8 protein-coding genes are annotated in these 13,861 nt (G+C 68.8%); 2 read left to right on the plus strand and 6 right to left on the minus strand.

Annotated features, from left to right (window positions below):
• Window positions 1-53 precede the first annotated feature (53 nt).
• From WMF31_RS25985 to WMF31_RS26010, 6 genes are all read right to left on the minus strand, one after another.
• A complete protein-coding gene (locus WMF31_RS25985; protein WP_436604521.1) occupies window positions 54-1,703 on the minus strand; it encodes a hypothetical protein in 1,650 nt (549 codons plus the stop codon).
• 195 nt (window positions 1,704-1,898) lie between these two features.
• The gene (locus tag WMF31_RS25990; protein ID WP_436604522.1) at window positions 1,899-3,554 is read right to left on the minus strand and encodes an OmpA family protein; all 1,656 of its coding nucleotides are present in this window, start codon (window positions 3,552-3,554) and stop codon (window positions 1,899-1,901) included.
• A gap of 773 nt (window positions 3,555-4,327) precedes the next feature.
• Entirely contained in the window at window positions 4,328-6,088 is a 1,761-nt protein-coding gene (locus WMF31_RS25995; RefSeq protein ID WP_436606600.1) for an FG-GAP repeat domain-containing protein, read from the minus strand.
• A 464-nt stretch (window positions 6,089-6,552) separates the two neighbouring features.
• Window positions 6,553-8,352, minus strand: coding sequence for an IgGFc-binding protein (locus tag WMF31_RS26000; RefSeq protein WP_436606601.1), 1,800 nt, complete (start codon window positions 8,350-8,352; stop codon window positions 6,553-6,555).
• Window positions 8,353-8,737: 385 nt separating this feature from the next.
• On the minus strand, window positions 8,738-9,775 hold the full coding sequence (locus WMF31_RS26005; RefSeq protein ID WP_436604523.1) for a cytochrome d ubiquinol oxidase subunit II: 1,038 nt from the start codon (window positions 9,773-9,775) through the stop codon (window positions 8,738-8,740).
• Entirely contained in the window at window positions 9,765-11,120 is a 1,356-nt protein-coding gene (locus WMF31_RS26010) for a cytochrome ubiquinol oxidase subunit I (protein WP_436604524.1), read from the minus strand. Before WMF31_RS26010 ends, WMF31_RS26005 begins: the two co-directional genes overlap by 11 nt.
• Window positions 11,121-11,255: 135 nt before the next feature.
• Here WMF31_RS26010 and WMF31_RS26015 point away from each other — a divergent pair, with 135 nt between their 5' ends.
• Together WMF31_RS26015 and WMF31_RS26020 are read left to right on the plus strand one after the other, a co-directional pair.
• The gene (locus tag WMF31_RS26015; RefSeq protein WP_436604525.1) at window positions 11,256-12,566 is read left to right on the plus strand and encodes a thymidine phosphorylase; all 1,311 of its coding nucleotides are present in this window, start codon (window positions 11,256-11,258) and stop codon (window positions 12,564-12,566) included.
• 203 nt (window positions 12,567-12,769) lie between these two features.
• Window positions 12,770-13,795, plus strand: a complete 1,026-nt coding sequence (locus WMF31_RS26020) for a sensor histidine kinase (RefSeq protein WP_436604526.1) — start codon at window positions 12,770-12,772, stop codon at window positions 13,793-13,795.
• Window positions 13,796-13,861: the final 66 nt, after the last annotated feature.

Raw genomic sequence — 13,861 nt, forward strand, 5'->3', positions numbered from 1 at the left:
TCGTGCCGCTCAGCGCGTGCGCTCGTGCCGCTCAGCGCGTGCGCTCGTGCCGCTCAGCGCGAGCGCTCGTACATCGTGAAGGCGCCCTCCTGATCGATCCGACGCCAGGCGGCGTGCGCCGCCGTGAACATCGGCCTGTCCGGCCGCTCGTTCCGGATGATCACGTAATCGTACGCGACGCCGTGGACATCCGGGTTGAACCACTCCCCGCGGTTCGGCGGCGGCGCGGGGAGGCTGCGCTTCAGCCTGAAGGGGAAGCCCACGTTGTGCCAGCCGTCGGCGCTGAAGCCTCCCCGCATGATCTGCACCCACGAGGAGAAGTGGTTCGTGCCCTCGATGATCAGGGACTCATCGGTGCGCGGGGGCAGCGTCAGAAACAGCACCTCGGCGCCGGGCGGGATCCGCTCCACCATGCGGGCGAACGGCCTGAGACGCTCGTCGAAGCGCTCGTATTTCTCCGAGAGGTGGAGCGGGAGCACGAGCGCGGCCGCCGCGGCGGGGGCCATCAGGAGGCGAGAGAGCCCCCGGAGCGGCGCCGTCAGCGCGAGGGAGCCGAAGAAGCAGATGAACGGCGCGAAGCGCCCGCTCACGAACCACCAGTCGAACGGCCGAGCCAGGTGCAGCGGCACGAGGAAATAGCAGACCACCATCGCCGCGAAGAGGACGAGGGAGCGATGATCGTGCAGCCGGTCGAGGAGCGAGCCGGCGGGCGCGCCGTTCGCGCGCGCGCGAGAGCGCCGGGCGAGCTCCCCGAGGAGCAGCAGCGACGCCGTCGCGAGCAGCACCCAGAAGAGCTGGGTATCGAGATCGCCCGACACCGAGTCGAGCGTGTACTCCGGGAACGATCGGAGCATCTCGTGCCAGGGCACCCAGGCCCCCTGGAACCGCGGGCCGCTCCGCAGATCGACCATGGGGCTCTCGAACGCGACGAGCTGCCACACGAGGAGCGCGACGGCGGGCACGAAGGGCGGCAGCGCTCGGGCGATCCGCGACCACCGGGGCGCATGGCAGAGCATCAGCGCGGCCACGCAGACGTAGTACGCGAAGAGGATCAGCGGGTGGCTGAGGCCGCAACCGACGCTGAGCAGCGCCACGGCCGCGGCGCGCGCGCGGCTCGGCCGCTCGAGCTGGGCATCGAGCGCGACGACGCCGAGGAGCAGCAGGGCCACGCCGACGAGGAAGGGCAGGAAGCCGCACGCCCACGACAGGCTGAAGGCGAGCGGGAACGTGAGGATGGAGAGCCACGGGCTGCGCCGCGTCCGGAGCGCCCAGCCGAGCGCCGCGGCGGGGATGGCGAGCACGTAGCTCGAGAGCACGATCCGGTTCGCGTCCTCGAGGCCGACGCCGTGGGCGATGACGTGGGTCAGGATGTGATAGGCGCCATACGGAGCCGGGGTGAGGCTGAGCTCGTAAAACTCCTTCGCACGGGCCCATGGCGCATCGAAGTTGTGCCAGATGTGGACGGCGGCGAGGTGGTTCGGCAGGTCGAGCAGGGGCAGGAACCGCACGCGCCATATCGGCACGACGGCCGCGGCCGCGAGGAGCGCGAAGGTCGCGACGAATAGCCTGTCGTGCGTCCAGCGCCGCGGCCCTCCTCCCCCGGCGTCGGGCTCCGCGGCCCCGGCGCGCGGGCCCGAGGCAACGGATCCGGGCGCTCGGGTCGCCGGTGAGAGCTCGCGGTCGGGCGGTGTCGAGCTGGGCATATCCACGAGAGGGTGGGCCTCCCCTGCCCTCCGCCTGCCGCGCGCGGAGCGGGTGCGCCGCGCGCGGCCTCACGGAGCCTTACCACGGGATACAGCGCCGCTCGCGGCCCGCGCCGGCCAGCGCGGCGGCGGATGGGGCGCCCCGCGCCGGCCGGCGCGGCGGCGGCGGACGGGGCGCCCGGCGCCGGGGGGAGCTTACCGGCCCTCGATCGTCTGCGACTTGATGTGGAACTCGACGCGGCGGTTGCGCTGCCGGCCTTGCTCCGTGTCGTTCGAGACGAGCGGCCGGCGGGAGCCGTAGCCGACGGAGGTGAGTCGCTCGCCCTGGATGCCCTTGTTGATGAGGTAGAACCTCACCGCGTTGGCGCGGGCCTGCGCGAGCCTGTCGTTGTAGTCGATGGTGCCCTGGTTGTCGGTGTGCCCCTCGATGCTGAGCAGCTTGATCTCGGGGTTCGCCTTGAGCAGCCGCACGACCTCGTCGAGGATCGGATAGCTCTGCGGGAGGATCCTGGAGCTGTCGAATTCGAACTCGACCTGCTTCATGATTTCGATCTCGGCAGAGCCGGTGATCCTGCGGATGTAGTACGGGCAGCCGTTCTTCTCCGGATCCTCGGTGACGACCTGCCCTGGCTCCTTCGGGCACTTGTCGACCCCGTCGGGGATGCCGTCCTGGTCCGCGTCCTCCTCCGGGCAGCCGTCGCGGTCGTCGATGCCGTCCTTGTCCTCCGGGTCGTCCGGGCACTTGTCGACGATGTCGGGGATGCCATCGCCGTCGCGATCGGGCATGTCCGGGCACCCGTCGCTCGGCTTGGGCTGCTTGCCGTCCTCGGGGTCTTCCGGGCAGAGGTCGATGACGTCGGGGTAGCCGTCGCCGTCGGTGTCCTTCTCCTGCTCGATCACGAAGTTGAAGCCGGGCGAGCGGACGTCGGAGTCGGAGACCTGGAAGGCGCCGCCGACGACCGCGACCCCCCGGAAATCGGGGGCGTAGCCGCCGCTGAGCCGGGTGCCGACGCCGGCGCCGGCGTAGAGGCCCCTGTCCTTGGTGAGGAACACCTTGCCGTTCGCGAGCCACTCGATCGGCGAGGCGTCGAGCTCCCCGAGCGTCTCCTTGTGGAGGCCGAAGGACCCGAAGATCTCGGCGCCGAGGCGGACCATGCCGTCGCTGAGCGGGACATAGCCGCCGACGCCGTACGTGAGCTCGCTGCCGACGTGGAGCTCGTGGAGCCGCACGTGCGGCCGGAGGGCGACGCCGGCGTTCAGCGTGACGAAGAACTTCTGGAAGTCGTACTCGGCGCCGAGGCCGAACGAGCTGCTCAGCTTCCGGTCGCCGGCGAAGGCGTACGTGTTGCCGATGGGCACGAAGACCGCGCCCGTGACGCCGAGCTTGAAGCGGCGCTCGTCGAGCTCCAGGGCGACGAAGCGGGCGTCGAGCCGGAGGTCCATGGGGGCGGCGGTCTTGAGGTCGACGCTCTGGTCGATGCCGAGCTCGCGGTAGTAGGTCTGGTTGCCGTCCTGGAACAGGATGATGGGGAACGAGACCTGCAGGGCGGCGCGCTCGAGGATCTCGACGCCCACGTCGAGGTACGTGATGAGCTGCGAGGTGACGGGCCCTTCGCCGTCGATCTGCTCCTCCTTCCGGAGGTCGTCCACGTAGTTGTCGTTGCGGAGGGGGTGGACCGAGACGCCCAGCCCGAGCTGCCCGAAGAAGCGCGTCTCTTCGCCGAGGTGCGGGCGCCAGACCCCGATCCCGTCTTCGGGGGCGCCGGCCATCCTGAGGCGATCGAGGTAGAAGGTCTGGTCCTGCGCGAGGGCGGTGGAGGGCGCGAGCCCGGCGAGGGCCGCTGCGGCCAACGGGCCGCGAAAGCGCGACCTGGGTCGCGGCTTTCCGCCCGGCAGGTGTCTTCGATCCATCACGGTGAGCTGTCCTCCAAGCAACGCTCGACAAAAACGGGGCGGACGCGAGCGCTCCGCCGCATGCGGGCCGGCGTCCGGGCCGGAGACTACTCGGGCCGGGGGACGAAGTCTCCAGGGTCGAACCACGAGGTGCGAGACGCGCCACCGCGGGGCGGCTGCGTCCTGGGCGCGCGGGCGAGGAGGCGGGCGGGGAGCCGGGAGCGGTCGCGAGGCGAGGGGCGGGCGAGGGACGGCGGGGCTCTCGTGCCGCTGGGGAGGCGTGTGGCGAGTCGCACGTGGTGAGGCGGGCGAGAGGCGGGAATGAGGCGGGAATGAGGCGGGAACGAGGGCTGAGGGGCTCCCGGACGGGCACCTGGATGGCACTGACCGCCATGACGGCCGGGCAGGTGAGCTGCGGCCTGCTGCTGGGGCTAGACGATTTCGAGGATGCGCCTTCAGCAAGCGCCGGCGGAGGCGGTGACGGCGGCGCGAACTCGGATGGCAACGGCGCCGCGAGCTCGGATGCCGAGGGCTGCGCGCACGGTGAGCGCGATTGCGTCGGTGACACGCCACGGCAGTGCGCAGATGGGGAGTGGATTCCTCAGCGACCCTGCAGCCAGGAGGCGCCGGTCTACAACAAAGAAGCACGAGGACACCACCACGCCACAGACGAACCATTCACGCCACCAACTCACCACAAGAGAGGAGGCAACAAATGAAACATATCTACATCACCGGTGCGCAACAGCGAAACCAAACTCCCTATCGCCTGCGACCTGCGACACCGAAGCATCCTCGACCAGAGGACTCGCAACCACAGAGCGACCGTAATAGAAGTAGACAACACTATCCTCTGCCACGGCAATCGCAAAATCCGAGTAGCCGTCACCATCTATATCCCCAGGCGAACCCAGGCGCTGCCCCGTCCTATCCTCGATAGCGTCTCTGTAAACGACAGCATCCGGCTCATCCATTGCCGAGCCTTCGGCGCCCAGATACAAGAGAACCTTCGGAGATCGGTCAGCAACCGCGATATCATCGAATCCATCACCATTGACATCACCAACCGCGGCGACCGTCACGCCAAACGAGTCATTCCCCTCAAGGATCAGGCTCGGGCTTGATTCTAAACCTTCAGACTTGCCCGCATAAATATACACACGACTGCCGCTCGCATCACCAACAACAACGTCACCAAAACCGTCTCCATTGACATCGCCAGCAGCATCGAACGAGCTGACAAACCTGGGGTGACCGTCAGGGGCGACAAGACTCACCATCGGCGTGACTTCGAACCCCCGGCCCGGGTTTCCGCGATAGACCCGCACAACATCCTGTTCGGCCGTATGATACACCACGATCACATCGGAGAACCCGTCGCCGTTGACGTCGCCAGCAGAGGAGGCCCGCGCGATCGCGTTTCCCAGGTCGTCGACGTTCTCGCCCAGCTCGAGCGCGATCGGCGCGTCGAGCTCGGCCGATCCCCCGAGGTACAGGTAGGCGGTCAACATGGGGCGGCTGGAGGTTCCGACGATGACATCGCCGAACCCGTCGCCGTTGACGTCGCCAGCAGAGGCCACGTATGGCCCCAGCTCGCCCACCGCTGAAGGCCCCTTGAGCGTGATGTAATCCGACGCGAACCGGTCGCTGCTGCTGCCACGATAGACGAACGCCTTGTCTCCGTAGGGTGCCCCGACCAGCGCATCAGCAAAGCCATCGCCGTCAACATCGCCTGCACATGACAGAGAGATCCCGAATCCATCGTTGGAACCTGAAGGGCTGAACACAACACCGTCATCCCTCACGCCAAACTGCACATCGGAACCTCCATAGTAGAAATAGAGCGCCCCGCCACCAGGACCGAGCTCGTAAGCACTGATTGCAACATCATCATATCCATCAGAGTTATAATCGCACTTGACCCGACCCAAATTGATCCACCGCGTCCGTGAGAATGCCGAACAGATCCCCGCCGCACAGGCGCGTACTCGCCAAAAATATCGCCGCCCGACGGGCGGCAGCAGTGCTATCGCGAGATCCGATTCCGGCTGGTACTCGGTTCGCTCGGTAGTGACCGAAACAGCATTCATCAAGTCCGGCTCAGCGCTGTACTGCAGCTCGTACACGATGGACGCACCGGAGGGCGATGTCGACGCTTCCCACACGAACCTGGGACGATTCGAGCCGGTCTTCCTTTGGGCACCGAGATAGGCATCGTTCATCGGGAGCCGCAGGACAGGTACGGTCGGCGGCTCCCCCGAACCGCCGCCCTCACCGGACGCTTCCGCCCCGCCCCCGCCGCCCGCGCCGCCGTCTCCGCCCGCGCCGCCATCGGCACCGGCGCCACCAGGAGCGTCGACGAACTCGTCGAGGCCGAGGATGTTGCCGCAGCCCGCGAGTAAACCGATGGCAACCACCGATGCCATCACGGCCTCAAAGATTGCTCTCGGCCAATCAGCTTCCATGAGCTCGAGAAAATCATGCCACACCACAAGTGTCAAGGATCCAGGCATCGTCCCCTGAGTCGAGCCACTGGCATAGCTCGACACAATACACTTCCGGCGCTCCGCAACGATGAACGCAGATGGGAAGAGCGGGGGCAGGCCCGGCTCTGACCATTGAGATCATCGACGAATTTGGCGATCGCACGACGACGGGAGGAGGAGCTGTCCGCGAGCGCGAGCTTCTCCGGGAGCCGCGTGTCATATCTCCCGAGCTCGGCGATCAGGCGGTCACGAGCGTCGGCCCGCTGCCCCGCTTGCGGCCGGCGAGAGCGCGCTGACGGCTTCGTGAAGGGTGCGCGGCCTCTCCGACGACGGGCGTCTCTGACGACGTGAACGACGAAGTCGGGAGCGATCGCCGCTCGCCCTGCCTCGGCGCAACGTCCTGCGCCGCGAGAGCCGGGGAAAGACTGCCCGCTCGGGAGACATGGAGCCTTGTGCCGCGAAGATCGGGGCTAGCGAGGCGTCGGTGGCACGACTACCTCGTTGATCGGCTGGAAGCCGGCGCCAGCAGGATACGCATAGGAAACCTGCAAGTGAGGGTCATGCGCTCCCCAGCCCCAGACTGTAACCCCGAATGGCAGCTTGCTGGACATGACATGCCGGCCATTGGCACACCTCCCCTGATTCTCGAAATTTCCCTTCACAAGATCGACGCGAGCGTACTCGTAATCGCCGAAGGCCTCCCAGCCGGTGATCGGGCCACCCTCCGGAGAGTCGCCAAGGCAATCGAGCATCACATCGGCAAACTTCTGATCGACCTGGGACTTGGTGCGAATGACAACCAAACTTGTCTCAGGGTAAGTAGGATCGGCAAAGAGGACATAGTAGTCCAAGAACTGCGACGGAGGAATCACATTGACCCAATCAGGATCTCCGATCCTATCGTAGGAGAAGCCACCAGTCATGTACGAGCCCAAATAGAACGGATGATTGGCGCCCTGGCTACGAACAACGAATGGGCCCGGGCTATTAAATTCAATCACCTCACCGAGATTGAGCTCGTCCGGGGCACCGGCAGGCTTCTCAGGCGTCCACTCAAGCTTTGTGCCGTCCACAGCGCCCACGAGACGCCAGGGAGGAGATTCCTCTTCGTTCCCCCTATTGCGGTGCCGCACCGCAGCATATTCGCTCCCCAGAGCCTTGACAGGCGCAAGCTGCTGGTGTGCCGAGTCGCAATCCAGCTCATCGCTGGGCACCATCATACACGGCGAACCACCGAACACGCCAATGGGCTTGTTGGATAGAATCGGGCTCCCCGTCAGCTCTTCGGGCTGCACGATCTGAAGGAATTGGCCGGCATCCAGGGTATAAGTAACCGGAGTATCCTTGGGAGCGGCGGCGACATCAGCACTTCCGATTATATCCACCTTCGGCAGGATTGTCACTTCGGTTCCATCTTGATTCGCAAGAATGTTGAGCGATGGATTTCCTCCCGGGACCAGCGGCTCTGATGTCTTGTATGCGTTCACCGCGATGTAGTTCGTGTCCCATGCGCTCGTCGGCAGGAGGAGAGACGCCGACGTAACAGCGGACTCTGACCCACCGTAAGGAACGATCTGGTAGGCGACCACCGGATAGTCTGTCGTGATGTGGAACGCGGAGCCGATTCCCGTGCCAGCAACCCCTGTCTCCCCGGTGGCACCGGAGAAAGCGGGCGGCAACGGACAGGCGGGCAGGCCTGCTCCTGCGATGTTACGCCGGGACAGGAACAGCATGGCTATCTGACCCACGCCAAGCCCATTCACCTCGTCATATGGCTCGAATTCCACCTGCCCCTGCCCGGACGGGATGCCTGCGAAGCTGGCGATCGGGAGCTCAACACCATCTCGCTCCACCTTGATATGAACCGGCTTTTCCCAGGTATTGGCGATAAAGGCGGCGAAGCACGCTCCGCTTGACTCGGTGAGGAGAGCAGGCTTCAACGCCCAGTAATCGCACCCGTACGAGCTCTTCGACCGCTTCGCCGCCTCGCACGGCCCCGGCACGCACTCGGCGTTCACGCAGCCCTCGTCCGGGCCGCACGTCTGGATCGGCACGCCGTTGCAGCTGATGACCTTCTTCAGATCGTTGGAGCACGTGTATTCGCAGGTCCCCCCCTCACCGAAGCTCCCCGTGCTCAGATCGTCGCCGCCCGAGCCGCCGGTGCCGCCGCCGACGCCGCCGGTGCCGCTGCCGCTCGCGCCGCCAGGTCCCGTGCCGCTGCCAGTGGCCTCGCTGCGGTACGAGTCCGCGCACGCGGCGAGCGAGCCCATCACACCCGCTGTCGCTGCTATGAGACCCAGTATCGTGTGTCGGCGGTATCTAGCCATGTTCGCCATCTCTACAGGACTCCTTCCCCCACAAGCATCCTGAAACTCCGAGACAGCGAGCCTAACACGGTTCCCTCGCCCTGGGGAGGCCCGCGAAAGCGCTCGCGTTTTTTCGACGGGCGCCCGAGAGAGCCTTGCGGCTTTCAGGAATGCAATGCCCCGGCGCCTCGCCCCCCACGCTATCGGCCGTCTGGCGCCCGGACGGACTCACGCCCTGTCAGCGCACCGCCATCGCCCTACCCTCGTACCGCCAGCGGGTGGGACGAGGTGGTGCATCCATCGCGCATTGCGAGGTCCACATACCTCGCACGTGGTACGCGCGCCGTCCCTACTCTCGCTCATGATCGCCGGCGCCCGCCGAGGCAGCCCCCGCCCGGCCGCTCCCGAAGACGCGGAAGAGCACGTAGAGCGATGGGAACAGCAGCAAAGATCCGGCGCCGAGCGCCCAGAGCACCAGTCGCAGCGTCACCGGGTTCGCCGCCGCCCCCTCGACCGTCACGTCAGGAACCACCAGGTAAGGATACTGCGAGGCCGCCCAGCCGAGAATGATCAACGCGACCTGCGCGGCCGCCGCGACGCGCGCGAGGCCATAGCGGCGGGTCCACAGCCCGACGAACGCCGCCGTCGCCGCGAGGCCCGTCGTGACGTGCAGCGGCCACGTGATCGGGTGATCCGTCAGGCCCTCGCGGATGAGCGGCGCGCCCTCGAACGACGCCGCGAACGACGCCAGCGCGAGCCCCGCCACCACGCAGCCCGAGACCAGCGCGCGCCGCCGGAAATCGTCGACGAGCGCAGGGTCCGTCGCCTCGTTCGTCAGATACACCGCCGCCAGATACGCGAACAGCGAGAGCGCGAACAGCCCGACCACGACCGGAAACGGCGACAGCCACGGCGCGAAGAAGCCGCTCGTCACGACCCCCGAGGCCACCCGGATCCGACCCGACGCCACCGCTCCCACGATCATGCCGAGCAGCAACGGCGCGATCACGCTCGCGAGCGAGAAGACGAACCCCCAGCGCTTCTGCTGCCGATCCCCCCGCGCGTCGTAGCTGCGGAAGCTGAACGCCGAGCCGCGGAAGACGACGCCCAGCAGGAACAGCGTGAGGGGGACGTGCAGCGCGACCGAGATCGCCGCGAACGCCGGCGGAAACGCGGTGAACAGCAGCACCACGGCCAGGATCAGCCACACGTGGTTGGCCTCCCAGATCGGGCCCATCACCCGCTCGATGAGCGCCCGCTGCTCCCGCTTCCGCGGGCCGGACGCCAGGAGATCCCAGACGCCGCCGCCGAAATCGGCCCCGCCGAGCAGCGCGTACAGGACGAGCGCCGCCACCATCACCCCGCCGACGAGCCACTCAGGGTGCATCGGCCGCCCCTCCCCCGACCGCGCGCGCCCCGCCGGGCGCCCCCGTCACCCCGAGCGGCGCCGCGCGGAGCTGCCGGACGAGCAGGTAAACCACCACCACCCCGAGGAAGATATACAGCGCCGTGAACATCCAGAAGGGCGCCGCGAGGTGCGGGAACGGGGTCACCGCGTCCCGCGTGCGCATCGCGCCCCGCACGATCCACGGCTGGCGCCCGAGCTCCGTCACGAACCAGCCCGCCTCCATCGCCACGATCCCGAGCGGGCTCGCCAGCACCGCCGCCCACAGGAACGCCCGCTGGTCCGGGATCCCCCGGCGCCGCCACGCGAGCACCGCCCCCACCACCGCGAGCAGCGCCATCGCCGAGCCCGCCGCCACCATCACCTGGAACGCGAGGTGCGTCGCCGTCACCGGCGGCCACGCGTCGCGCGGGACGCTGTCGAGGCCCGGCACCACCGCGTCCGGGTCGCCGTGCAGCAGCACCGACAGGCCCGCCGGGATCTCGATCGCATGGTCGATCTCGCCCCGCTCCACGTCGGGCAGCCCGCCGATGAGCAGCGGCGCGCGCGCCGACGTCTCGAAGTGCGCCTCCATCGCCGCGAGCTTCGCGGGCTGCCTCGCCCCGACCTCCTGCGCCGCGTAGTGGCCGACGAACGGCTGCGCCAGCGCCGTCACCCCGGCGAGGACGAGCGTCACCGCGAACGCCTTCCGGAACAGCGTGCTCCCCGGGTGCCGCAGCAGCACCAGCGCGTGGATCCCCGTCATCACGAACGCGGTCGCCTGGTAGCACGAGAGGATGCCGTGCAGCGTCTGGTGCTTCCAGGGCGGGCTGAACATCGCCGCGATCGGATCGATGTCCGCCGGGCGGCCGTCGACCATGGTGAACCCGACCGGATCGTTCATGCAGGCGTTCACCAGGATCACGAAGAACGCCGACATCGCGCCGCTCAGCGCCACCAGCGCGCCCGAGAGCAGGTGCAGCCTGGGCGGGAGCTTGTCGCGCCCGTAGAGATAGATGCCGAGGAAGATCGCCTCCGTGAAGAACGCGAACCCCTCGAGCGAGAACGGGAGCCCGATCACCTCGCCGAACGTCCCCATGAAGCTCGGCCAGAGCAGGCCGAGCTCGAACGAGAGCACCGTCCCCGAGACCGCGCCCACGGCGAACAGGATCGCCGTCCCCTTCGCCATCCGCTTCGAGAACTCGAGGTAGTCGCGATCGCCCGTGCGCTGCCAGAGCGCGTCCGCGACGACCATGATGAGCGGCAGCGCCACCCCGGCCGCGGCGAAGATCATGTGAAAGGCCAGCGACATGCCCATCTGGGCCCTGGCATAGAGGAGGCTGTCCATTCGGCTCCCTTCCCGCAGAGCGCCCGCGGCCGGCCTCGCCCGCCCCCTCGCGGGCCGGCGCGCGCGCTCTCAGCCGACCATAGGGACTCTCTCGCGAAGGACAAATGGGGTCGAGACCGGCTAAGCTCGGCGCCGATGCAGACCCTTGTCGAGCTCGTCGCGAAGAAGCGCGACGGCGGGCGGCTGTCCGACGACGAGATCGCGCGGCTCATCCGCGCCCTCGGCGACGGCGAGCTCGCGGATTACCAGATGAGCGCGCTGCTCATGGCGATCTTCTTCCGCGGCATGGACGACGCCGAGACCGTGGCGCTCACGCGGGCGATGCTCCACTCGGGGGACGTCCTCGACCTGTCCGACGTGCCCGGGATCAAGGTCGACAAGCACTCGACCGGCGGCGTCGGCGACAAGGTCTCGATCTGCCTCGCCCCGCTCGTCGCCGCCTGCGGCGTCCCCGTGCCGATGGTGTCCGGCCGCGGCCTCGGCCACACGGGCGGCACCCTCGACAAGCTCGAGGCCATCCCGGGGTTCGACGTCGCGCTCGACGTCGGGACGTTCGCGCGCATCGTGCGCGACGTGGGGACGTGCATGATCGGGCAGACCGCGCGGATCGCGCCCGCCGACAAGCGCATCTACGCGCTGCGCGACGTGACCGCCACGGTCGAGTCGATCCCGCTCATCGTCGCCAGCATCCTGTCGAAGAAGCTCGCCGAGGGCATCGACGCGCTCGTGCTCGACGTCAAGGTCGGGCGGGGCGCGTTCATGAAGACCCCGGACGACGCCCGCGCGCTCGCCGGCGCGCTCGTGCGCGTCGGGACCGCGGCCGGGAAGCGCGTCTCCGCGCTGCTCACCGACATGAGCGCCCCGCTCGGGCGCGCCGTGGGCAACGCCATCGAGACCCGCGAGGCGATCGAGGTGCTGCGCGGCGGCGGCCCCGCCGACCTCGTCGCGTGCACGCTCGCCCTCGGGGAGGAGATGCTGCTCGCCGGCGGCGCCGCGGCGAGCGCCGCCGAGGCGCGGGCGAAGCTCGAGGCCGCCATCGCGGGCGGCGCGGCGGCCGAGGTCCTCGCGCGGATGATCGCCGCGCAGAAGGGCGATCCGGCCGTGGTGCACGACCCAGGCCGGCTGCCCAGCGCCCCCGTCGTGGTCGAGGTCGCGGCCGAGGACGAGGGGTACGTCACCGCCGTGGACCCGCTGGAGATCGGGCTCTCGGCCGTGGCGCTCGGCGCCGGCCGGACGCGCGCCGACCAGCGCGTGGACCCAGCGGTGGGGATCGAGCTCGCCGCCGTGCGCGGCGACCGCGTGGGCCGCGGGGCGCCCCTCGCCCGCATCCACGCCCGCCGGGCGGACGACGCGGGCGCCGTGGCCGCTCGCGTGCGCGCCGCCTTCCAGCTCGGCCCGGCGCCGTCCGAGCCCCCCGCGCTCGTGCTGGAGCGGATCGCCCCATAGCGCCCCGTAACCGTACCCGGACGGAGGGGCACCCGCTGGGGCACCTGGGGGCTCACCGGAGGGGCCTTCGTTACGGCGAGCCACGAAAGGGGCTCGCCGAAACGCAAGCCCCGGAGGTGAGCCCCCAGGTGCCCCAGCGGGTGCCCCTCCGCCCGCGCCGAGGCCGCTCGCGGGCGGCGCGCCGGCACCTTAAGCTCTCGACCATGCGGCCCCCGACGCGCGATCTCACCACGCTGGGTTACCGGCGCATCATCCAGCTCCTCGTCTACCTGGTCATCGTGCCCGGCGTGCTCCTGTCGGGCGTCGGCTTCCTGCTGCTCGTCCTCGGCGAGGCCCAGTACAACCTCATCATGGGGATCCTGGTGCTCACGTTCTGCGGGACGCTCGCGACCGGGGTCATCCTCGTGTGGGTCTTCCTCCGGCGCGAGCGCAACCTCTCCGAGCTGCAGGCCGATTTCGTGTCCAAGGTCTCGCACGAGCTGCGCACCCCGCTCACGTCGATCCGGATGTTCACCGAGACCCTCAAGCTCCGGCGCGGCGACGCCGTGAGCGAGGATCGCTGCATCGAGGCGCTCGCCAAGGAGAGCGCCCGCCTCCAGCACCTCATCGATCGGCTCCTCGACTGGGGGCGGATGGAGAGCGGCCGGCGCGTCTACGCGCTCTCGGAGCACCACCTCGGCGACGTCATCGAGGAGGCGATCCACGCCTTCGAGCCGACCCGCGCCAAGCGCAACGTCGAGCTCGACGTCGCGGTGGCCGAGGACCTCCCGCCCGTGCTCTGCGATCGCAGCGCGCTCGTCGACGCCATCGTGAACCTCCTCTCGAACGCCTACAAGTACGGCGGCCAGCGCCGGAAGATCACCGTCCGCGCCAGCGTCGCCAACCGCTCGGCGCAGATCACGGTCCGCGACAACGGCAAGGGCATCGCCCGCAAGGAGCACAAGCGGATCTTCGAGAAGTTCTACCGGGTGGACGACCTCCTGGCGCGGCAGCAGGAGGGCTCCGGGCTCGGGCTGTCGATCGTCAAGCACGTCATCCGGGCGCACCGGGGCAAGATCCTCGTGGACAGCGAGCCCGGGAAGGGCAGCACGTTCACGCTCGTCCTCCCGCTCCGGGGCGCGCCCAGGGCGCACCTCGCCGCCGAGCCGCCGCCGGACGCCCCGCCCTCCGTCCCCGCGGCGGAGCCTCGGGCCGCGGAGCGCGACGTCGAGGCGAGCGCGAGGCCCTAGAACGTTGTCACCGAGGTTCGTCCCGGGGTCGTCGCTCACGGGGCCTGCGCTCCGGCCCCTCCGCGA

This window comes from Sorangium sp. So ce1036, assembly GCF_051369805.1.
GTDB lineage: Bacteria > Myxococcota_A > Polyangia > Polyangiales > Polyangiaceae > Sorangium > Sorangium cellulosum_F.